29 protein-coding genes are annotated in these 21,710 nt (G+C 40.4%); 24 read left to right on the top strand and 5 right to left on the bottom strand.

The genetic code is table 11. The features are described from left to right. The first annotated feature begins 4 nt into the window (after positions 1-4). The gene (locus JMN32_RS15655; protein ID WP_202857294.1) at positions 5-1,330 is read left to right on the top strand and encodes a hypothetical protein; all 1,326 of its coding nucleotides are present in this window, start codon (positions 5-7) and stop codon (positions 1,328-1,330) included. Positions 1,331-1,389: 59 nt separating this feature from the next. Here the strand turns inward: JMN32_RS15655 and JMN32_RS15660 are convergent, their stop codons facing one another. Next, the gene (locus JMN32_RS15660) at positions 1,390-2,538 is read right to left on the bottom strand and encodes a hypothetical protein (protein WP_202857295.1); all 1,149 of its coding nucleotides are present in this window, start codon (positions 2,536-2,538) and stop codon (positions 1,390-1,392) included. Between the two features lie 547 nt (positions 2,539-3,085). Here JMN32_RS15660 and JMN32_RS15665 point away from each other — a divergent pair. After that, complete coding sequence (locus tag JMN32_RS15665; protein ID WP_202857296.1) at positions 3,086-3,472, top strand: DUF1801 domain-containing protein; 387 nt, start codon at positions 3,086-3,088, stop codon at positions 3,470-3,472. Between the two features lie 186 nt (positions 3,473-3,658). Here JMN32_RS15665 and JMN32_RS15670 read toward each other — a convergent pair whose 3' ends face one another. Further along, positions 3,659-4,258 (bottom strand): nitroreductase family protein, encoded by a 600-nt coding sequence (locus tag JMN32_RS15670; protein WP_202857297.1) that lies wholly within the window; start codon positions 4,256-4,258, stop codon positions 3,659-3,661. Between the two features lie 119 nt (positions 4,259-4,377). Here JMN32_RS15670 and JMN32_RS15675 point away from each other — a divergent pair, with 119 nt between their 5' ends. Continuing rightward, entirely contained in the window at positions 4,378-4,734 is a 357-nt protein-coding gene (locus JMN32_RS15675) for a winged helix-turn-helix transcriptional regulator (protein ID WP_202857298.1), read from the top strand. A gap of 4 nt (positions 4,735-4,738) precedes the next feature. Here the strand turns inward: JMN32_RS15675 and JMN32_RS27540 are convergent, their stop codons facing one another. Further along, positions 4,739-5,182: an MBL fold metallo-hydrolase gene (locus JMN32_RS27540; RefSeq protein WP_202857299.1), complete on the bottom strand. Its 444-nt coding sequence runs from the start codon at positions 5,180-5,182 to the stop codon at positions 4,739-4,741. Between the two features lie 163 nt (positions 5,183-5,345). Between JMN32_RS27540 and JMN32_RS15685 the strand changes: the two genes are divergently transcribed. From JMN32_RS15685 to JMN32_RS15735, 11 genes are all read left to right on the top strand, one after another. Continuing rightward, complete coding sequence (locus JMN32_RS15685; protein WP_202857300.1) at positions 5,346-5,891, top strand: dihydrofolate reductase family protein; 546 nt, start codon at positions 5,346-5,348, stop codon at positions 5,889-5,891. Next, positions 5,888-6,337: a GNAT family N-acetyltransferase gene (locus JMN32_RS15690; RefSeq protein WP_202857301.1), complete on the top strand. Its 450-nt coding sequence runs from the start codon at positions 5,888-5,890 to the stop codon at positions 6,335-6,337. Before JMN32_RS15685 ends, JMN32_RS15690 begins: the two co-directional genes overlap by 4 nt. 591 nt (positions 6,338-6,928) lie before the next feature. After that, positions 6,929-7,252: a VOC family protein gene (locus JMN32_RS15695; RefSeq protein WP_238354502.1), complete on the top strand. Its 324-nt coding sequence runs from the start codon at positions 6,929-6,931 to the stop codon at positions 7,250-7,252. Between the two features lie 50 nt (positions 7,253-7,302). Continuing rightward, on the top strand, positions 7,303-7,458 hold the full coding sequence (locus JMN32_RS15700) for a hypothetical protein (RefSeq protein WP_202857302.1): 156 nt from the start codon (positions 7,303-7,305) through the stop codon (positions 7,456-7,458). Positions 7,459-7,577: 119 nt separating this feature from the next. Then, positions 7,578-8,057: a glutathione peroxidase gene (locus tag JMN32_RS15705; protein WP_202857303.1), complete on the top strand. Its 480-nt coding sequence runs from the start codon at positions 7,578-7,580 to the stop codon at positions 8,055-8,057. Beyond that, entirely contained in the window at positions 8,057-8,491 is a 435-nt protein-coding gene (locus JMN32_RS15710; protein ID WP_202857304.1) for a MarR family winged helix-turn-helix transcriptional regulator, read from the top strand. Before JMN32_RS15705 ends, JMN32_RS15710 begins: the two co-directional genes overlap by 1 nt. A gap of 24 nt (positions 8,492-8,515) precedes the next feature. Beyond that, complete coding sequence (locus tag JMN32_RS15715; protein WP_317191786.1) at positions 8,516-9,085, top strand: GNAT family N-acetyltransferase; 570 nt, start codon at positions 8,516-8,518, stop codon at positions 9,083-9,085. Between the two features lie 70 nt (positions 9,086-9,155). Beyond that, a complete protein-coding gene (locus tag JMN32_RS15720; protein ID WP_238354503.1) occupies positions 9,156-9,935 on the top strand; it encodes an arylamine N-acetyltransferase family protein in 780 nt (259 codons plus the stop codon). 78 nt (positions 9,936-10,013) lie between these two features. Next, positions 10,014-10,373: a TfoX/Sxy family protein gene (locus JMN32_RS15725; protein WP_202857306.1), complete on the top strand. Its 360-nt coding sequence runs from the start codon at positions 10,014-10,016 to the stop codon at positions 10,371-10,373. Between the two features lie 156 nt (positions 10,374-10,529). Continuing rightward, positions 10,530-10,766 carry a DUF3303 domain-containing protein gene (locus JMN32_RS15730; RefSeq protein ID WP_202857307.1) on the top strand — a complete coding sequence of 79 codons (237 nt, stop codon included), beginning with the start codon at positions 10,530-10,532 and terminating at the stop codon, positions 10,764-10,766. A gap of 301 nt (positions 10,767-11,067) precedes the next feature. Beyond that, entirely contained in the window at positions 11,068-11,841 is a 774-nt protein-coding gene (locus tag JMN32_RS15735; protein WP_202857308.1) for an alpha/beta fold hydrolase, read from the top strand. Here the strand turns inward: JMN32_RS15735 and JMN32_RS15740 are convergent. Then, positions 11,824-12,183 carry an RNA polymerase sigma factor gene (locus JMN32_RS15740; RefSeq protein WP_202857309.1) on the bottom strand — a complete coding sequence of 120 codons (360 nt, stop codon included), beginning with the start codon at positions 12,181-12,183 and terminating at the stop codon, positions 11,824-11,826. The genes JMN32_RS15735 and JMN32_RS15740 overlap by 18 nt on opposite strands. Positions 12,184-12,361: 178 nt before the next feature. On the opposite strand from JMN32_RS15740, the gene JMN32_RS15745 reads away from it, so the two are divergent. The 5 genes from JMN32_RS15745 to JMN32_RS15765 all read left to right on the top strand — a co-directional run bounded on the left by JMN32_RS15745 (position 12,362) and on the right by JMN32_RS15765 (position 16,431). Next, positions 12,362-13,477, top strand: coding sequence for an MBL fold metallo-hydrolase (locus JMN32_RS15745; RefSeq protein WP_202857310.1), 1,116 nt, complete (start codon positions 12,362-12,364; stop codon positions 13,475-13,477). Between the two features lie 57 nt (positions 13,478-13,534). Next, entirely contained in the window at positions 13,535-14,110 is a 576-nt protein-coding gene (locus JMN32_RS15750; RefSeq protein WP_202857311.1) for a YdcF family protein, read from the top strand. A 27-nt stretch (positions 14,111-14,137) separates the two neighbouring features. Further along, a complete protein-coding gene (locus tag JMN32_RS15755) occupies positions 14,138-14,674 on the top strand; it encodes a Crp/Fnr family transcriptional regulator (RefSeq protein ID WP_202857312.1) in 537 nt (178 codons plus the stop codon). A gap of 54 nt (positions 14,675-14,728) precedes the next feature. Further along, positions 14,729-15,301 carry a DinB family protein gene (locus JMN32_RS15760; protein ID WP_202857313.1) on the top strand — a complete coding sequence of 191 codons (573 nt, stop codon included), beginning with the start codon at positions 14,729-14,731 and terminating at the stop codon, positions 15,299-15,301. A 353-nt stretch (positions 15,302-15,654) separates the two neighbouring features. Next, a complete protein-coding gene (locus JMN32_RS15765; protein WP_202857314.1) occupies positions 15,655-16,431 on the top strand; it encodes a phosphatase PAP2 family protein in 777 nt (258 codons plus the stop codon). Between the two features lie 113 nt (positions 16,432-16,544). Here JMN32_RS15765 and JMN32_RS15770 read toward each other — a convergent pair whose 3' ends face one another. Beyond that, positions 16,545-17,546, bottom strand: a complete 1,002-nt coding sequence (locus JMN32_RS15770; protein ID WP_202857315.1) for a TIGR00341 family protein — start codon at positions 17,544-17,546, stop codon at positions 16,545-16,547. 94 nt (positions 17,547-17,640) lie between these two features. Here JMN32_RS15770 and JMN32_RS15775 point away from each other — a divergent pair, with 94 nt between their 5' ends. The 5 genes from JMN32_RS15775 to JMN32_RS15795 all read left to right on the top strand — a co-directional run bounded on the left by JMN32_RS15775 (position 17,641) and on the right by JMN32_RS15795 (position 21,663). Next, positions 17,641-18,429, top strand: a complete 789-nt coding sequence (locus tag JMN32_RS15775; protein ID WP_202857316.1) for a class I SAM-dependent methyltransferase — start codon at positions 17,641-17,643, stop codon at positions 18,427-18,429. A 17-nt stretch (positions 18,430-18,446) separates the two neighbouring features. After that, positions 18,447-18,857: an SRPBCC domain-containing protein gene (locus tag JMN32_RS15780; RefSeq protein WP_202857317.1), complete on the top strand. Its 411-nt coding sequence runs from the start codon at positions 18,447-18,449 to the stop codon at positions 18,855-18,857. A gap of 12 nt (positions 18,858-18,869) precedes the next feature. Further along, the gene (locus JMN32_RS15785; protein ID WP_202857318.1) at positions 18,870-19,427 is read left to right on the top strand and encodes an NADPH-dependent FMN reductase; all 558 of its coding nucleotides are present in this window, start codon (positions 18,870-18,872) and stop codon (positions 19,425-19,427) included. Positions 19,428-19,456: 29 nt separating this feature from the next. Further along, entirely contained in the window at positions 19,457-20,038 is a 582-nt protein-coding gene (locus JMN32_RS15790) for a DUF998 domain-containing protein (RefSeq protein ID WP_202857319.1), read from the top strand. 545 nt (positions 20,039-20,583) lie between these two features. After that, positions 20,584-21,663 carry a zinc metalloprotease gene (locus JMN32_RS15795; RefSeq protein ID WP_202857320.1) on the top strand — a complete coding sequence of 360 codons (1,080 nt, stop codon included), beginning with the start codon at positions 20,584-20,586 and terminating at the stop codon, positions 21,661-21,663. Positions 21,664-21,710: the final 47 nt, after the last annotated feature.

The raw sequence follows: 21,710 nt of genomic DNA on the forward strand, positions 1-21,710 counted from the left end.
AGATATGCTAAGTTCCCTACCTGAAAAATTCCGATCCCATGGCCTGAAAGCTGATGTGCGAACATTGCTTTTGCTTCGCAAAGCCATGCAGAAAGGGTTGATCAAGACTTTGGGTGACATTTACAATGTCTTAAAGGGAATTGTAGTTAAAGAACCGGCAGATATTGGTCCATTTACCAAAGCCTACTACGAGTATTTTCTTTATATACCCATTAAACCGGGGCAAACACTGGAAGACGCCATTCTAAGGTCAGAAACTTTTGCTAAGTGGAGGACGCAGTTTCTGGATGAGGCTGACCGTGACCTGACTGATCAGGAACTGGTCAATACATTTTTGGATCAGGTACACCTTACAAGCTACGATATCAAAGAAGTAATATCCGGTAAGGAGATTTGGGATAAGGACAACCCTGATCAGGCGGATAGTGATCCTCTGGATGATGATACTGAACCAGCAGAACGTGTATTGGATAAAATGGCTGATTATTCTGATCTATCGCTGGAGGAATTACTGGAAAGGATGGAAAAAGTAAGGGAACAACAAAGGACCCGCCATCAGGGAGGTAGCCATTGGATCGGCACAGGTGGTATTTCGCCTTATGGTCACGGTGGAGCAGCTAAAAATGGAATACGAGTTGGCGGGCAAGGTGGAGGCAGAATGGCTAGAAAGGTAATGGGTGATAAAAACTATTTCCCGATCGACCGAGATACTCTACTCAATGATGACAACGTGGATGCTGCACTAGCTTCTATCAAAGGAGTGATCGAAGAAAGTGCCATTGAAAAGCTTGATATTCCTCAAACCATTAAGTCAGGGTTAAAGCGGGGGGGCTTATTTATTCCGGAGCTATCCAGTGAGAAAAATGAAGAACTGAAAGTCATTGTACTTATAGATAATGGAGGCTACTCCATGGCACCCTATGTCAGAAGTGTACAAAACCTTTTCAGGAAGATGAAAACTCGTTTTGCCCATGATCTGGAGGTTTACTATTTCCATAACACCATTTACGATCGGGTGTACACCGATGAGCGAAGGTCCAAATCCATAACCGTTGATAGGCTTTTGATGCACGATAAATCATACAGAGTCTTTTTTATTGGTGATGCCGCCATGGCACCTTACGAGTTGAACTCCGTTAGCATACACAGTTTAAAGGCTATCGCTCATAAATTTAAGAAAAGTGTTTGGCTCAACCCCGAACCCCTGAAATACTGGCCACACACCTATACCATTCAGGTGATGAAGCAGTTAGTGCCGATGTTTCCGTTGACACCCGCAGGAATAGAGCGTGCGGTAAGAGCTATGAACTCTAAAAGTGTTGAGGGGTGATATTATAACTAATTACAATAATTCAAGTGTCGTAAAGCGCTACAACACTTGAAATGTTATCAATGCCATTCATAATAGGTTATTTCTCCTCCGCTTGAGGAAGTTGTTGTCCTTTCCGTTACATACCCATCAGGGTGAAATTTATAACTCATAGAATATGAAATGTCCACTCCACCTTCTTCGATCCTGTAAATGGTTGGTAAGTTAGGCTGCATTTTCACACCAGGGATAACCTCTGTCATAGGGAAAGGGTTGTCATGGGTCATGATGTAGCTGTCGTAAGTCTTGGTGGAAAGCAGTATGTAATCCTCGGAATGAGCATCTTTAGTGTATACCTGATGTTTATAGAGGTTTTTGTTATCATAAAAAAGGTAGATATGAGTTAGCCCTTCAGAATACTTGCCGTTTTCCTGTAGGTGGTAGGTCACCATACCTCCTAAATGACCGGCAGGGTCATAATCGTATAAGCTATATGCTTCTATCATCTGATTTTCCACTTTCTCAGACCGCGTAACCCTATCGTTTTCGTAGTAGAAATAAGTGTCAAAACCCAGGGTGCTGCTTACCCTTACAATTTGATTATTGGTATTGTAATAGTAGGTTTCAGTTCCTGAGCGCAAAGCCGGAGTTTCTGTCTCCCAATACACCTTACTAACCTGGCCTGCGGAGCTATATTCGTAAGTTTTCTTCGACCGCCAACTCCCTGCAAAGGTCTCATAAGATTTTGGTAACCCCACTAACTCAGCAGGATCGGAAGGCTCGGAATCATTATCATTGATACTAATTGTGATTTGATTTTTATCACCAATTACAAACCCTTCCGTAGCTTCTACAATTTGAAAAGTATGTGATAAGTTGCCGGAGTGAACATTGTCATCAACTATTGTCATGCTGAACTGAGAAACCAGCTGACCTTTCGTCAGAAGGAGCAATATCTTACCATCTACTGTTTTGGTTTGCAAATATTTTTCTATTCCAGCAGGAACTGATAGGTAGATAGTACCTGATCTTGTGGCTTCCTTATCCAGCAATACTTTAATATCAACAGTGCCAGATCCTTCATCAGCGGTTATATCTTTCGAAAATTTTACTGTTACGGCAGTCTCAGGACTACCCTGAGGCGTATCCACCAATGAGTCATCTTCATTGCATGCGAACATACCAGCCAAAACTAACAGGCCGGTATGAATTTTAAATATGGTCTTCATAGGATTTATTTCTGCCGACTTGGGTTTTATTATGTTTTGCTGTCGGTGGACAGAGCAAATGAACGCTAACGGTAGAGAGAAGTTTCCTGTACTTCTCACAATTTATTTGAGTGGCAATTTTTTAGGACATATTTGGCGAAATTTTAATTTGAAAGACAAAAAAGATTAAGAAGTTATAGGGACTTTTATTATTGAAAGTGTTGAGATTGATACACTGAAATAGCCGGATAAATTAGATCGTGAGTTTTATGAATTTCTAACGGCTGTTTCGAGCATTTGCCCTTGTTTCTTGTATGTCGCAATGTCCCCTGCTTATTGTCGCTATTGCACCGCGCCTTTTTAGCATATCGGTGGTAATGTTGTAAACGTATTCAAAAAGGTAAATAATAATGGTAGTGGAACACTACCCAAAAGTTTATTTATATTGGAATGTGTGTTTTCGAGATGGGTTTGACTGCCTGACTTCTTAAGTGGACTCTGGGGAAGAAAACTTGATATTTTGAATGAAGAAGCCCTTCAGAGAAAATTGTAACAAAAAATAATACCCATGAGTGATATTCAATTATATAACAATTCACAATCAGAAGAGGACATTGAGGTCTGTCAGGTTTTATTTGAAGAGATCAACCGAAGTTTGCCAGAGGCAGAAAGTAAGATATGGCACGCCCATCCTGTTTGGTTTTTAGAGGGAAATCCAATTGTTGGATACAGCAAATTGAAAGGCTGCATTCGGCTATTATTCTGGAGCGGACAATCCTTTGGAGAAGATGATTTGCAAAACGAGGGCAAATTCAAAGCGGCTGCGGTCCGTTATACTTCGGTATCAGAAATTAACAAAGAAGACCTGAGCCGATGGATTGGCAAGGCAAGGGACGTTCAGTGGGACTACAAAAATATTGTTAATAGAAAAGGTGTTTTGGAAAGGTTGAAGTGAACGATTGTTTAACAACTTGAGGGATAAACATATTAAGTTCCTTCTTCAGATAGTGCAGAGAGCCCTCTTCGAATGGCATAGACAATTGACTATATTAAAAAAACAATGAGCCTCTGACACTGAAGCTTAAGGTAAAATTTCAACCAGCATCAGGGACCATTGTTACATCAAAAAAAGCGGATCATATTAAAGTTCTACAACCACCTCTTCCAGTGCTAACCTTGATTTAGGCTTTTTAGAAGGCTGGTTGGCATCTTCAGTATCTCTATAACCAATGGAGACGGAGAAGAGGGGTTTGTAATTTTCAAGTCCTAAAATCGAAGCATACCCTTCACTCTTTATACCTTCCATAGGTGTTGAGTCAATGCCCATAGAAGCACAAGCGCTCAAAAAGAACCCTAGTGCCAGATATACCTGGTGAGACATCCATGCTTTTATTTCATCATCGGATTTTGGTTTGAGGAACTGATTGTAATAGCTTATTGGCCCCTCAGGTAAGTTTTTGTGAATTTGCTCTTCAAATAGCTTAACACTGTCGAGCACACTAAAAACAACCACATGACTGGCCTCTTTTACCTTTGCGTCATTAAAGTAGGAAACATCAGCAAGTTGGTTTTTTACCTCCTGGCTGGATACAAAGGTAAATTTCCAGGGCTGGCTGTTTATTGAAGAAGGACTAAGATTCAGAATTTCCTTTAGTTGGTTTACTTCAGCTTCAGGAATCTTTTTTGTAGCATCATATTTCTTAGTTGTGTAGCGGTTTTTTGCTAAATCTTTGAAGTTCATTTGTATTTTGATTTAAACTATACTTTTTATAGTAGCAAAACTAAATATAGCATTGTATATTTGCAATAACGGTCAAAATGGATAGTAACTGACATGTTAGTTCAAATAACTGATTATCAATGTATAAGATTGAAGATAAAATTTACCCTTGTAGTACAAGTCTTACAATGAAGTTTATCGGAGGCAAATGGAAATCCGTAATTCTTATTCACCTAAAATGTCGTTCCAAAAGGTATAATGAACTGAGGAAAGACATTCCAACCATAACAGAAAGAACCCTGAGTCTACAGCTTAAGCAGCTTGAAGATGATGGACTGATCTCCAGGAGAGTGTACACTAAGAAACCTCCGTTAAAGGTTGAATATGAACTTACCGATTTTGGTAAAACATTGATTCCGGTTCTTGATGCTATATCAGCATGGGGTCACCAGGTTGCTGGTGAAAGCAAAGATGTGGAGCGTGTGGCTAGTTGTTAATTCACTAGGTCAACTGTTGATCCATTTTCAATCCCGCTGAGTTACTGCACTGTACCGTCTTTGCGAGGAGGTACGATACAGTAACATCCTTATGGCGAAGAGGAGGAGGGTAATGTGATTTGCCTCTTAAGTAGGGCATTTCAAGAGGGTGGGCATAAACAGGCACATCCCAGTAACTGAGCAGTTTAGGTAAAGCGCCTACATGATCAAAATGTCCATGCGTGCGTACAATAGCTCGGGGTTTGTTATTGGACCCAAATACCTTTTCTGCTTCTTTTCTGATACGGTCGGCCGATCCCGGTAGTCCGGCATCAATTAGTATCCAGTCACCCCCATTTATTGGCTCGCCAATCATATAAACATTGACAAAAAATATTTTGAAGCCTATTACATCAAAAGCCACTGAGTAGGGAGAATTATGCTTTGATATGCATTGCTCTGCTGACATTGATTTTAGTTGTTTTATTTGATAGTAAAACAGCAGATCAAATGGGTTGTTTGCTTTGAATTCTGAACCTGTTTGGCCATTTTGATCAGCAAAATATCAAATTGCAACAATAGTCTAACTTAATTGCCGAGGAGCCGTTAATTTAATTTTTAAGCCCAATTTTATGAGAAAACTGACCCTCTATATAGCCACCAGCTTAAATGGTAAAATAGCAAAAAACGATGGTGCCGTTGACTGGCTGGATGCTGTTCCAAACCCTGAAAAGAGCGATTACGGATACTATGATTTTTATAAGGGCATAGATACTACGATCATGGGATATAAAACTTATGATCAGATTATCAACTGGGGTATTGACTTTCCTTATGCTGGTAAGAAAAATTATGTATTCACTAGAAAAAAAGAGCTTTCTAATACAGAACATGTAGAGTTCGTGTCAGAAGACCATACGGAGTTTGTTAAAAATCTAAAGCAGCAAAATGGAAGTGATATTTGGCTGATAGGAGGAGGGCAGATCAATACGCTGCTTTTTGATGCTGATCTTATTGATGAAATTCGATTATTTGTTATGCCCATTGTTATTTCTGGTGGTATAGAACTTTTTGAAGGGAAGCCTGCGGAGCGACACCTTCTTCTTAAAGAGCACAAAGCATACTCCTCAGGGGTCACAGAACTTATTTATGAGGTGAATAAAAATACTGACAAATGATACTTAGAAGAACAGACTCTGATAATGTCGATTTTGTAACTCTGGTCAAATTGCTGGATGCCGATCTTAAAGTAAGAGACGGGGAGGATCATGCCTTCTACGACCAATTCAATAAGATTGATAATATAAAAAACGTAGTGGTGGCTTATGAAAATGATGTTCCGGTAGGCTGCGGAGCCATCAAACCCTATGGGGATGATGGCGTGGAGGTAAAAAGAATGTTTGTGGCACCTAAAATGCGGGGTAGGGGTATAGCAGTACAAGTATTGGCTGAACTCGAACAGTGGGCAAAGGAGCTTGGGTGCATGCGTTGTGTTTTGGAAACGGGCAAGAAGCAGCCCGAGGCAATCGGTCTGTATAAAAAGAACGGATACCAGGTTACTCCTAACTACGGGCAATATGCAGGTGTAGAGAACAGCATTTGCTTTGAGAAAAAGATCGTCTAGCAGGAAGATTGAAGGAACTGATGGATTCCTAACTTTAAGGTAGTCTTGTCACTTAAATGGAGTCCGGTTATATGTACGATCCGTTGATCCATAGTTTTTTAATTACTGGCCTTTACAAGAGACAGCAGCCGAGGCACTTAATATACAGGCCATGAAATCTTTGAAAATTTTTACAGGTAGGGAAAACTGACCTGTTTGAGCTTTATGACAGTTTCCCTGTTTTTGACAGAAATTTCAGGATTATTATGGAAGACGCCTTTGTAGAACAGCAAAAATGCCTTTTTACACGCCATAAGCTCTACGGTCGAGGATCGCTATCTGTACTTTCTTCAAAAATATTCCTACTTATATCAACGCATCTCTAATGTACAGATTGCCTCATATATTGGTGTTACCCCCGAATTTTTGAGTGTCATCAGAAAGAAAATAGCACAAGGTTGATCATCGCGATCATTTTCTTAAACTATCTTATAGGTAGAAGAGCTTATATTGTGACATTTTTGTGTCAGAGCTTATTTATTCACCATAAAAACAAGAAGATATGTTACACCCATTTTTAGGTCTGCGGACCTGTTTTATCGTGTAAGTGATTTGAAAGCAGCTACAGCATGGTATACCAAAGCTTTTCAGGTTACTCCTTACTTCAATGAGTCTTTTTATGTGGGGTTCAATATTGCCGGTTATGAACTGGGACTGATCCCGGAGGAAAAAGCGCCGGAGACCAAAGCGGAAAGTGTAATGACCTATTGGGGAGTAAGCGATGTAGAGAAGGAATATCAGCGGTTTATTGACCTTGGCGCTAAGCATTGTGAAAAACCGCACAATGTTGGAGGTGAGATCGTTGTGGGAGCTGTAAAGGATCCCTGGGATAACGTTGTAGGGATTATTTATAACCCTGAATTTAAGCTGCCCTGACATTAATATTATTGGCTTTCCCCTAAATTTAATGTCCAATTCAGGCATAAATGAATAGACTGGACAGAATAACAGCCAACTTGATTCACTTACAGTCCAAGCGGCTGGTAATTGCCAAAGAGATGGCTGAGCGGAACTTGGTTTTAGCTATTCTAAAGCTGTTGCCAGTCTTTAATGGTTACAATCAAAGCGACCGATTGATGTAAAGAATAATTATTTTTTATTTCATTTATGCGGCTAATAGCAGTAAGTATTTTGCACAAAGAAATTTTAATGTTAAATTTATCGTGTGCGATATAATCTTAAGAGACTAAAATAAGTGCTTATGAAATTTTATGATTTGAGTGTAAAGACTCCACAAGGGAAAAACATTGAAATGGGTGATTTGAAAGGTAAAGCCGTACTGGTCGTCAATACTGCCACTAAATGTGGTCTGGCCCCTCAGTTTGATGGTCTGGAAGCCTTGCATCAGAAATATAAAGATCAGGGGCTGGTGGTATTGGGCTTTCCTTGTAACCAGTTCATGGATCAGGAGCCCGAAACCAATGATACAATAGAAGAGAGTTGCAGGATCAATTTTGGTGTTACTTTTCAGCTCACTGAAAAGGTGGATGTTAATGGCAATAATACCCATCCGGTTTTTTCGTACCTTAAAGATGAGCTTGGAGGATTGTTAGGAAGCAGGATCAAGTGGAATTTCACCAAATTTTTGGTAACCCCCGAGGGTAAACCTTTTAAAAGATATGCTCCAACCACTAAACCAGAAAAAATCGAAAAGGATATCAAAAAACTATTGAAGGTTTAATGAAAGAAAAAAGTCATTTGCTTTTAAAAGAGCAATTGTGTTTCCCTATATATGCAACATCACGGATGGTGACACGTCTGTATCAACCTTGGTTAGATAAACTGGGGCTGACCTACCCACAGTATCTTGTAATGCTGGTGCTGTGGGAGGAGCAAAGGCTCACGGTTAGTCAATTAGGGAAACGGCTCTACCTTAACACTAACACCCTTACACCGTTACTGAAAAAACTAAGAGATAAGGGTATGGTGGCTAAGGAGCGCTCGAAGGACGATGAAAGAACCGTTCACATCGAACTTACAGAAAAAGGTCAGGAGCTAAAGGCTCAGGCTGAAGATATTCCTGCCAATTTGCTTGAAGCTATTGATATGCCGGTAGAGGAACTAAGACAGATGCGTGAGTGGATGTGGAAGCTTTTAGGGAAGTTTGATGACTGACCTACGTTAAATATTATTCGCCTGGTGGTTGGATCAGGCGAATCAGCGAACCGGCTGATAGATAATAATTTTGCCTCTCTAAGGCAGATGGTTGGTGTTTTTCTAAACTTCGGCCATCTCCTGACGTTTAACACTGTCATGACAATTCATGAAAGCAAAAAAGGTGAATTCACCATCTCCACTGATAAAGATAGGTTAGATATAGACGTTATTCACAATTTCCTTTCCCGCGAGTCGGGTTGGTGTCTGGGTATCTCCATGGAAAGAGTAAAACTTTCCATAGAAAACTCCCTTGCGATTGGTATCTACGAACACCATAAGCTGATAGGTTTTGCACGTGTCATTTCTGATTTTTCAACAATCGCATATCTGGGTGATGTATTTGTGCTGAAGGAATATCGTGGGCTGGGACTCAGTAAATGGCTAATGCAATTCATAATGGAATGCCCTGATCTACAAGGATTAAGACGTTGGATACTGCTTACAGATACAGCACCCTGGCTTTATAAAAAATATGGATTCGAACCATTGAACCGGCCAGAAGTGTACATGGAAAAATTTAATCCCAATGTCTACAAGGATGGTGTGGTGTGATAAATAAACAGAAGTGAACTAATTGCAGGTACTCTCGTAAACTTGAGTAATTGTTTACCTTCTTATTGCAATGATGAATAAAGACTTATACCTGAGCAGAATCGGCTACAAAGCAGAGTTAATACTCACCTTTGAAGTGCTGAAAGACTTGCAAAAAGCTCACCTGTTAAACATACCCTTCGAAAATCTTGATATACACTTTGGTAATTATATCCGGTTGGATATTGAGCGGATTTACCAAAAGGTGGTAGTCAATAAACGCGGAGGTTTTTGCTATGAGCTTAACGGGCTTTTTTATGAACTACTAGAGGCATTGGGGTATCAGACCAAACGTATTTCAGCTCGAGTGTTTGACAGCAAAAAGGGCTACTCTAAAGAATATGATCATTTGGTCATCATTGTTGAAATTGATGCGCAGGAATATTTGGTAGACGTTGGTTTTGGAGAGTTTACTTTTGGGCCACTAAAGGTTGAGCTTGATACGATCCAGCAGGATGAAAGAGGTGATTTCGTGATCGATATGCTGGATGAGAATTGGTTCCGTGTCGGTAAGGTCATTGATAAGGCAGTTACTCCGCAGTATATTTTCAAAAACCAGCAAAGAGAGTTTGACGAGTTTGCAGAAATGTGCCAATATCATCAAACCAGCCCGGAGTCACATTTTACACAAAAGAGATTGATTTCCAAGCCTACAGAAAATGGAAGAATAACCTTAACGGGAGACCTGTTGAAAATCAAAGAGGGAGAGGAAGTGACTGAGGCTGTGCTGAAGGGGGAGGAGGCGTTTCATCGTGAATTGTGGAACCATTTCAATATCAGAATTGAAAGAGGAACCGCTAAAGATGGCTGATAGCGGGTAGCTATGCGATGAAACGTTCGAATATGTGTTATTTTAGGTATATTGTATTTAAATCAAACCTCCAATACCATGGCATACAATGAGCATTTAGCTGAGCGCATTCAGCGCGTATTCCGTGAAAAACATATTGTTGTTGAAGAAAAGAAGATGATGGGAGGGTGTTGTTTTCTCATGAATGACAAGATGTGTTTAGGGCTGGATACCGATAAGCAGTCGGGCAAGGATCGATTGATGGCACGTATAGGGCCGGCAGCTGAAGCAGAAGCTCTTAAAAGGAATGGGTGCAGACCCATGGATTTTACCGGGCGTCCTATGAAAGGATATGTGTTTGTAGATCAGGAAGGCTTTGACATGGAAGAGGATTTGGAATATTGGGTCCAAAAGTCTATTGACTTTAATCCATTTGCCAAGAGCAGCAAAAAGAAATGACTTAAGCATGTCGCCCGCAAGTATTTTAAATGTACATCAAAAGTTTTGATCGCATCATCTTTCTTGAATTAAGTTAAGAAGTAGCCATTTATTTGTATACTATATTTACCCTCATGTTTAAGACATGTGTGACTTACACAATACTGAAAAGCTAATATGAAGAAATACATGGTGGTTGAAAGGTTCAAGCCCGGATGCTTCGATAAAGTTTATGAAAGGTTTAATAGAAAGGGAAGAATGCTTCCTGAAGGTTTGCACTACCTCAACTCGTGGGTAAATGAAAAAGAAAGCATATGCTTTCAGTTGATGGAAACCAATGATGAGTCGCTTTTTAAATTATGGATTGATCAATGGACTGATTATACCGAGTTTGAAGTATTTCCTATTGATTAGCTCGTAACAACCAAGTTCATGCGGTGAGATTTGATAATTGCAAAAGAGCCACTGATAAACAGCTATTAGGGTGACTTATCTCGGGCTATTCATACATTTTTGTAGTCCACGGTATTCAATTCTTCCATCTAAATCAAGGTTTGTGAGAGTTTATCTCACCTTTTCTGGCCAATAAAAAGGATAGTGTAGTACCTGAGATATTTTACACCTCTTATCTGCAATTTGCTCCCCAGAATATTGTTAAACTGATCAGTAGTTTAAAAAAATCAAATGAAAAAAACATTAATCTTATTTATTACTAATGACAAATTACGGTTTTACCCAAACCCCTGCCAAATCAGAGGCAGTTAGGGTTAATGGAAAGAATATCTATTATGAGGTTTATGGAGAGGGAGAACCCCTGATTTTACTTCATGGCTATACATCGTCTTCCAAGGCATGGAAATCGTATATTTCCGACTTTGAAAGCAATTTTAAGGTCTATTTGGTAGATCTTACCGGTCATGGAAAGTCAGATGCTTTTAAAAGTGAGCTGTCCATCCCCTCAGTGGGAGAAGACCTTAATGCCTTGTTTGCCCATTTAGAGTTGGAGCGGGTTAAAGCTATAGGTTTTAGCTATGGAGGTGATGTACTCTACCAATTGGCGTTGATCAATCCCCAGGCTATTGAGTCTATGATTGTTATAGGTTCTTTAGGTTCATGGGATGTTAATAACCACCCTGAATGGCAGGAATACTTTGCTTATGAAAATATAGCCCAATTTGAATGGATAAGGTTTCATCATAATAGTGAAGAGCAGATTCGTGCTATATTGGAGCAGTTTAATAACTACACAGTGAGGTTGAGTGATGAGCAATTACAAAATATATCTATCAGAACTTTGATCATGCTGGGTGATGATGATGCAGGGATGCCACTGGAGGAAGTTTTAAGAGTGAGGAAGCATCTTCCGGAGTCAGACCTTTGGATATTACCTAATGTTTCTCATGGGGTGCATGAGGGAGAATATAAAGAAGAGTTTGTGAAAAGAGCTAAGAAATTTTTCGCTGAGAAAACATCAACTGAAGAGCATTAGTGGATTAAATTCCCTGCCGGTATTCCTACCGATTTTTGCCCTTTTCGGATCATTTCTAGCGGTTTTGTTAAAAAGATAAGCCTTGTGGTCTTTCTTTATATCCGGATGTTTGCAGTCACGCCAGAGTATAAAAAAAATGTCTGCAACGAGTTCTTCGACGAGATCTGTATTTTTTACAATGGGATGGGAAAAGTTGCAGAGGGAGGAATAATAGCTTCTAAAGAGCATGTCAAGTGCTCTTTTGACACCAATAAGAATCCTTTTAAAAAGTATTAGTTCGTCTTCTCTGGTCATGACCTTGTACTTCGAAGCAAAATTTGCAGTTAGTCTTAACTTTTTCAAAGGATGATGATTATGAAATTTTTAAGTTTAGATAAAGTTGGTGATAAAGTGGTTTTGCTTAAAAAGTGCTAAACTTATAGCTCAGGTTTTTAGTTGTAACGGAAGAGATGAAAAACCGTTTTAGAATTTATATTCTGAGGAGTTAATGGCTAACGCTGGAGGAGCCGGATAAATTTAAATGAAGAAAATACTTAAAATGACATTGCTGATTATTGTATCTATTATTGGTGTTATACTGATTGTAGGTGTGTTGTTCATAAACTTATCTCCGCAATTCGGAGCTAAAAGTACAGGTACTAATGCGGGGAGGCTTAAAAGTTCACCTAACTATAAAGATGGGAGGTTTCATAATGTTGAAGAAACGGTGGTGATGAAGAGCATGAGCTATAGCACCATACCTTCCTATTTTACCAATGAAGGTAAGTCGCCCGATTGGTCCATACCGGTAGTAAAGATAACTTCACAATATTTTGATGATCACTCTGACTCTCTGACCAGGTTGACCTGGTTTGGACATTCTGCAGTGCTTCTGGAGATGGACGGGAAAAAGATATTTCTTGACCCTATGCTTGGAAGCGTGCCTTCACCGCACCCCTGGTTGGGTGCCAGCAGGTTTAACGATACGCTACCGATGCCTATAGAGCAGTTGCCACACCTTGATGCGGTTTTGATCTCTCATGACCATTATGACCACCTTGACTATGGGTCTATCGTAGCGCTAAAAGACAAGGTGGACAAGTTTTACGTTCCCCTGGGTATAGCCGCTCATTTGAAGCTTTGGGGAGTTGATGAAGAAAAAATAACAGAGTTCGATTGGTGGCAGGAGGCTGATCTTGACGGTATTAAGTTGGTGTCTACGCCGGCACGTCACTTTTCGGGAAGAGGCCTTTTTGATCGTTTCAGTACGTTGTGGTGCTCATGGGTAGTACAAGGGAAACAGAACAGTATATTCTTTGGGGGTGACTCCGGATATGATGACAGCTTTAAGCTCATTGGTGAAAAATACGGGCCATTTGATTTTACCATGTTGGAATGTGGGCAATACAATGAACAATGGCCAGAAATACACATGATGCCTGAAGAAACTGTGCAGGCCAATATCGATTTAGGGGGTAAAGTGATGATGCCGATTCACTGGGGAGCTTTTAAATTATCGCTGCACCCCTGGGATGAACCGGTTGAAAGGGCATTGAAGAAAGCCGTGGAACTAAAGGTAAAAGTGGCAACACCTAAAATAGGGCAGGCTATTGTGCTGGATTCGGAAATTCCGGCTCCTGTATGGTGGAAAAGATAGGGGCCCTTTTTCTAAGACTAACGTATATTCAACTATAGTCATCAGACTAAATCGTCCATGAAAAGGTATGTGCTTATAGGAGTATCTCTGTTTATAGCCTGGTATCTTTTTAATACTTTCCGTATTCATCAATACTCAAAAAAATATTTTGAGGAAGCATCTGATGTCGCGATAGTGTTGGGTGCCGGTACCCATGAAGGTACATTATCTCCGGTTTTTAGAGAACGGGCCAATCATGCAATCCGTCTGTACGAAGCTGGCAAAGTGCAATGTATAATTTTTACAGGTGGTTATGGAAGGGGACAGAGCATGTCGGATAGCAAAGCAGCAAAGCTATATGCTATAGAGCACGGTGTGCCCTCTTCGCGTGTATATATCGAAGAGAAATCAGAGATTACATTTGAGAACCTGAAAAATGCAAAGGAATTAATGGATAGCCATCACTTAGAGACTGCCCTGATCGTGTCTGACCCCTTGCATATGAAAAGAGCCATGAGGATATGTGAAGGTCACGGGATCAATGGCAAGCCTTCTCCAACACTGACCTCTATGTATCGCTCTTGGGATTCCAAGTTTGAAGCTCTGGCGTACGAGTCTTTTTATTACAACCTGAATCTTATCTTTAGGCATTGATTCATCATTGTTAAAGGAGATTGCCTTATGAACCTGATCAGCCATTTGCATGACAAGATTGACACCGCAGGCCTTTGGGAAGACTACCCTGAACTTAGCCGTAATGAACACCTGAAAGTTCGCGGAAGCACAGATACCAGACTGTATTATGTAGTATCCGGTACATTAAGGGTTTATGTAATAGATGAGTTTGAAGAGCACACCATACGCTTTGGCTACCAGGGATCGATCATTGCTGCATTAGATTCTTTTATTACCGGAAAACCTTCCGACTTTTATATTCAGGCCCTCAAGAAGACTGAGCTTAAAATGATCCCCAAAACTACGTATATGGAGTTTGTGCAAAGCAACGCAGAAAATCTTCAGTTGTGGCATGACATACTTGAACAAATGGTATATCAGCAGATGGAAAGAGAACGGGACCTGCTTACCTCTTCGCCGCTGGAGCGGTATGAAAGAGTTTTAAAGCGTAGCCCGCAGTTATTTCAGGAAGTTCCTCACAAGTACATCGCATCTTATTTGAGAATGACACCCGAGACACTCTCAAGAATTAAAAAGTCTTGATTTCAATCAATGTTTTTCAATCGGCAGATTTAGAACTTTATCAAAAAAAACACCATGAAGATAGCATCAGAGGAATTGATAGCCGATTTGATTGAAAGAACAAGGCATAACCTTAATGAAGCAGAAAGGTTTAAAGGGCTTACTTTAAGGGAACTGAACTGGCGAAGTTGGGCTGACAGTTGGAGTGTACTGGAGTGCATAGAGCACCTGAACTTATATGGAGACTTTTATCTGCCTGAAATTGCACAGCGGATGTCTGCAAGTAATTATGGGCCTTCCGGGACTTTTAAAAGCGGAATGATAGGCAACTACTTTGCAGAAGGAATGCTTCCGAAGGAGAAGTTAAACAAAATGAAAACCTTTAAAGATAAAAATCCGATAGGTAGCAAGCTGGATATCACCACGCTTGATCGGTTTATTGGCCAGCAAAAGAAAACACTTGAGCTTCTCGATAAAGCAAGGCAAAAGGACCTGACCAAAACAAAGACAGCGATAAGTATTACTAAACTGCTGAAACTGAGGCTTGGAGATACATTTCGTGTAGTGATATATCATAACCAGCGGCATATAGTGCAGGCAGGCAAGGTGCTTGCGGAGCAAAAGAAAACCAATTTGGTCATGGTATGACTTTCCTCCACCTAAAACTTTATGACCTTCTACAAACAAACCAAGAGCTTTTCTAGAAGCTCTTGGCCTCAACCTTGAGTTTCCCTTTGAGTTCCTGATCCGTTTGATTTCGTCTTGTTTGTATCTAACCTTCTTTTTTAGGTCTTCAACAGGGAAAACATTCCTTTTATCGTGAAAATCAGCGTTGCAAGGACTTAGAAAGTGATTCTATCTGGAAATCAGTGTAAAAACAGGTTTTATTTCTTAAATTACATAATGGGCATGGAATGTGTTTTTGCAATAATTTGTCCGAAATGCTGCTTTTACATTCTCTCACCCTGAAATAATTTTTCATACTCTGTTTTCTGATTTTTATGCTATCAACTATCAAAAAGGAGCAGCTTTTTTTTATTCTGCTTCTCATCTCATCTGCCGTCTACGGGCAAAAAGACACTTTGAAAACCACGCTTAAATGGCATCAACGAAAATCCTTTAAAGTCGCTGCTGTTCCCATGTTTCTCACAGCTGCGGCAATTACCACCATGTCTGTAGACCAACATACTGATATTAGTAAATACAGTATTCAAAGTGAGTTTCTTGAACAGCCACAAATGATCCGTACCAACATAGAAGATAAATTCCGGTATGCCCCAGTGGCTATGGTCTATGGGCTTAACCTTGTAGGGATAAAGGGGGAAAATAATTTTGGAGAGCGTACGATCATACTCTCCAAAGCTATATTACTACAGCATGCCATTACTACTGTCATGAAGAGAGGGTTTCATATGGCGCGACCGGGAGGGGGAGGCTATTCTTTTCCATCGGCTCATACTGCCAGAGCCTTTGCAACCGCCACTTTCATGCACTACGAATACAAAGAGGTAAGTCCCTGGTATAGTGTGGCAGGCTATTCTTTTGCCGTGGCTACAGGTGCGCTCAGGGTTGTGAACAATCATCATTGGCTTCCTGATGTGCTGGTAGGAGCAGGGATAGGTATTTTAAGCACTAAGCTGGTTTACCTTACTCATAAACATAAGCTGACCAAATGGCTCGACAGATGGGGAGAAAAAAAGGAAAAAGAAAGCAAGTTGACCTTGTTGCCCTCCTACACAGGTGAAGGCCCGGGAGTTTACTTGAACTTGCAGTTGTAGTAAATACATGCACGCGTTTGGTTCGTTCTGTCTCTTAGTTTTTTGATTTTCAGTATGATACAGAGTCCTTTTCAAGACTCGAAGAGCACTCTGCGTCTGCTAATCGACACCTGTCACTCCCACATATAATAAATTATAGCAATCAATATAATTAATAGAACTGCCCAAAGCGTAATAGCTGTACGCGTGGCTCTGTTGGCTCTCTCAGCTTCCCAATAAGTTCTCGGCCTGATCCCCTGGGCCAGAAAAGTAATAATCCCGGCGAGGTTGAGGCATATGACGTTCGTTAACAAGAGCAACCAGGCGCCAAGCGCCAGGGAGTAGTTCCCCGAGCCAAGGAATAATCCCATGGTTACCAGTGGAGGCATGAGTGCCACAGCTACCATTACGCCGATCAGGGCACTGGAAGCTCCACTTGTAAAAGCCAGAACACCGGCAACTCCGGAAGCTAACGCCAAGGCCACATCAGAGATTGATATCTCGGTTCTGGCCACTAACTCAGCGCTGTTTTGATTGAAATTGATAAAATAGCCAAAGACAATAGATAATGCCAGGGCAATGAGCAAACCACTGATATTGGTTTTTAGTGCATCCCGTGCCATTTGTAGGTCCCCGAGGGTAGTTGCAAAGGCAAAGGCTACATTAGGTCCCAGCAAGGGAGCGATAACCATGGCACCTATTACTATAGTAACATTATCCCGCATCAAACCATTAGCGGCCACGATAGTAGATAAAATGACCATAGCTATGTAAACCCAGCTAAACTTCATGCTGTCTTTAATGTCTGAAAACAACTCCTCGCGGCTCACCCTTAAAACAGCCTTCTTTTTTTCTTCAGGAGAGGTGTACTTGTCTTCTTTTTTTGTTTCATAGCGAGGTACGGTAGCTTCTACCGGTAGAATTACTGCTTGAAATCCCTCAGCATGTCCGCATGCTTTTTCAAGGTCATCAAGGAATGCTTCCGTTTCTCCAACCGGCAAGAGTACTTTGATGAGACTTCCTGATTCACCAGATGTATCCTTCCAAAAGCCTATGACCGCATCGTTCTCAAGGATCTTTTTAAAGCTCTCTTTTTCCGATTCGGGAAGTATGATTTCAACCAGCCGTAAAGCCATTTTTATATTGTTTAACTTCCTCTAGTTAGAGGAAAATTGTAAATTAAAGATAACAAAAAACTCTTTTACTCTTTCAGAAAACCAACCTGCTTGAATGTCAGTAAAATATGATTCCATAGGAATAGGGTATAATCGTACACGAAGGGCCGACACATATCTATTGAAAAGAATTTACGAAAATTTGAGTCCTGACAGCTCAGGTTTGTACCTCGATATAGGATGTGGTACAGGAAACTATACTCACGGATTGCATCAGGCGGGATTGCGTATGGTCGGTATCGATCCTTCGGAAACGATGTTGAAAATAGCCAGTGTAGCGAATAATGATATCAGCTGGTTGTGGGGTGAGGCAGAAAATACTGGGCTGGAAAATGCCAGTGTTCATGGAGCGGTAGCAACCCTTACCATACATCACTGGCCCAACCTTGAGAGAGGTTTTTCTGAAATAAACAGGGTACTCAGGAAATCTGGCAGAATAGTAATATTTACCTCAACACCTGAGCAAATGGAAGGATATTGGTTAAACCATTATTTCCCTGTTATGATGAAAAGCTCTATAGATCAAATGCCAACCTTGTCCAAGGTTACATCTGCTCTGGAAAGTGCAGGTATCTCTTGGGTAAGTTGTGAGAAGTACAGCGTTAAGCCTGACCTGCAAGACCTGTTTTTGTATTGTGGTAAAGATAACCCTGACCTTTATTTTGATCCGGCTATCAGGCAGGGCATTTCTTCATTTTCTTCATTGGCCAATGCGGTAGAAGTAGAAGCAGGATTGAGACAGTTAAAAGATGATGTGATTTCGGGAAAAGTGAAAGAGGTTATAGAATCATTTGAGAATGATTTAGGAGACTACCTGTTTATTATGGGGCAAAAAAAAGATTAAAACCAAAAAATGAATTTATGGAAAGTGTAAAAGATATAGGTTTAACTAAGGATGTAGGTTATCAATTTGGAAAGAGGAGGACATTCGACTTATCGGTTGAAGATGTGTGGGAGTTTATGTTTTCCAAGGAAGGGTTGAGACTTTGGCTAGGCACTTTATTTGGAGATTTGGAATTAAAACAACCTTTTGAGACCCAAGAAGGTATAAGAGGAGAGTTGCGGGTTATGAAACCCTTTTCTCACATTCGTATGTCGTGGGCTAAAGAAGAATGGGAGAATACCTCAACACTTCAGGTTCGTGTATTAAAAGCTAAATATGGTGCTACTATAGTCTTTCATCAGGAAAAGCTGCAAGATAAAACTCAGAGAAAGGAAATGAAAAACTATTGGGACGAGGTAATGGAAAATATAACAGAAGCATTGAGTTGAAAATTAAGATTAATGATGAAAAAGAAGATTTTAGCCATATCAGGGAGTACCAGAAAGCAGTCTTCAAACGAAGTAATACTGAATATTATTGCTGATTGGTACGCAGATACGCTGGATATTGAGATATATGATGGAATCGGCAAGCTGCCTCATTTTAATCCCGATCAGGCAGGGGAGCATTGTCCTGACGTGGTAAAACAGTTTCAGGATAAGATCCAAAACTCTGATGGAGTGTTAATATGTACGCCGGAGTATGTATTTAGTCTTCCCGGAAGCTTGAAGAATGCTATCGAGTGGAATGTAGCTACTACCGTTTTCTCTGGTAAACCCGTGGCTACTATAGTGGCTTCGGCTTCAGGGGAAAAAGCTTTTGAAGCTTTGAATTTAATCATGACAACCCTTGAGTCTAACCTTCCTGATAGTTGCCGGCTTTTGATCAGAGGAGCCAGAGGGAAAGTAAAAGATGGACAGATCGCAGATAAAGATACAGAAGACCAGATCAAGGCGCTGATGGATTCGCTGGCAGATGTTATGGAAGCTAATGAACCGGTGTCGGTGGAGAAAGTCTAGCAGATATACGGTTTTCAAAACTATAATGAATGAAGAGCAGGACCAGGACCTTATCCTTTGTGTTGGCCTATGTACTGCTGGTAATGGTGATGTTTCTGTTGCCGGCTTTCAGTGCCAGTGATTATAGCTTAGTGCAAAACACAACCAGCCAACTGGGTGCTCAGGCCACGCCCAATGCCTGGATCATGAACATTACCTTTGTGGCGCTGGGGCTGTCTTCCATAGTGGCAGGCTGGAAATTTTTAAAAAACTACTGGATTCAACAGATAATACTCGTGGTTTTTGGATTTTCATTGGTGATGGTAGCTATTTACAGGCATGCACCAATTGATATTACGGTCGGTTATGATAATCATCAGCATAGAATACACTCTTTATTTGCATCCATTACAGGTTTTTCATTCACGGTCTTTGCCTTTTCCATGGCATTTGTGTTTAAGCATATGTACGACCGGTGGATAGCTATGTTAGTGGGTATTTTTGCAGTCTTACTTTCCATTTTAATGTTTAGCATTGCTGACTTTGCAGGCATATGGCAGCGAATGATCTTCGTTATGTCATTTGGCTGGCTTATTTATATTTTCAGTTCCAAGAGAAAGAAGAAACTGTGACGGAGGCTGACTCTTCAGTTACACCCAGGTTACGGATGTGCCAGTAAAAAGAATCTCTACAATTATCCTGTTTTTCATAAAATATGTTGTTACCTGCTGTTCAATGAAGATTCAAACTCATGATCGATAGGAGTGTAGTTGTTTAGCCGTAATGTAATGTTAGCAAATATTGAATTTAACATATCTATCCATTGTGATTCTTGCAATGTTTTACTTCTCTTCTTACACCATCCGTGCAACATGCTGATAATAACAAAATAAAACTTATTAATCTTGCTATGTGATTTGGAGTTAATTTAATGGCTCTCATGTTTTTTTGCTTTTTATTTCTTAGTACAAAAAGAATGGAGACAGTTGTTAATATGTCTTAATTATTATTTGATTATTAATAAAAATATGAGTTTAAACATCTTGTTTGGATGCGTTTAGAAGGGGGATTCGGAACTTAATTTTGCTAAATGGGCCAGTTGTGGTGGTTAATTTTATTTTGTGCCGGAATTTTAAATTTTTATATTGCACGAATGTTTAATTTATAACCTAAACCTATGAAAAGATTCTTATTAGCTCTGGCGGCAGGGCTTGTTTTATTCACATCGTGCGAAGACGAAAGCCGCGAAATCAGTCAGAAAGACATTCAGGATCAGCAAGTAAATGTTGATATGAGTGATTTTTACACTTACACTTTTGATGAAACAGATGGAAGGTCCGCATTGGGAGGCAAGTCCTGCCATACCATGAAAGTTTTGAATCAGAAGTTGGAAAATGACCCTGGTCTTCACCAAAGAATGTACAACATTGAAAGAAATGTACGTCAGTTTATAGCTGCTAAAAAGCCTGATGGAGCTGGCGGTGGTAATGGCGGCGGCTCTGGCGACGGCGGGTCAGACCCCGTTAATGACGGTCTGGGTACCATCAATATTCCAGTGTATGTACACGTTATTTACAACAGTTCTATCGAGAATATCAGCGATGCGCAGATCAATTCTCAAATGAATGTATTGAATGCTGATTTTAACAAAAGTAATAGCGACCAGAATCTGGTACCTGCTGAGTTTGCAGGTTTAATTGCTAATGTTGATATCAACTTTACTTTAGCTGGTGTTACCAGAAAATCTTCATCAAAAACTTCTTGGGGAACAAGAGATGATATGAAATATGCTTCAAGAGGTGGTGTTGATGCTGTAACTCCTGAAAGCGCTCTTAATATTTGGGTTTGCAATATCGGTGGTGGAATACTAGGATACGCTCAGTTCCCTGGCGGTGATCCTGCTACTGATGGTGTTGTTATCTCTCCTCAGTACTTCGGTACAACTGGTTATGTTTCAGTTCCTTTCGATAAAGGTAGAACCGCTACTCACGAAGTAGGACACTACTTGAACTTACGTCACATCTGGGGAGACGGAAGATGCCGTCAGGATGACTTCGTAGCAGATACTCCAAGCTCTGATGGACCTAACTACGGATGTCCTGCTTACCCTACTGTAAACTGTCAGTCTAATGACATGACAATGAACTACATGGATTATACAAATGATGCATGTATGCAAATGTTCTCAGAAGGCCAAAAGGCTCGTATGAGAGCTATTTTTGCAGCTGGTGGAGCAAGAGAAAGCTTTATACTATAAGCTAACCTATAATGTATTACAAGCCGGTTCAGTACTCTGAACCGGCT

The sequence above is a fragment of the Fulvivirga marina genome, from assembly GCF_016775155.1.
GTDB classification, from domain to species: Bacteria; Bacteroidota; Bacteroidia; order Cytophagales; family Cyclobacteriaceae; genus Fulvivirga; species Fulvivirga marina.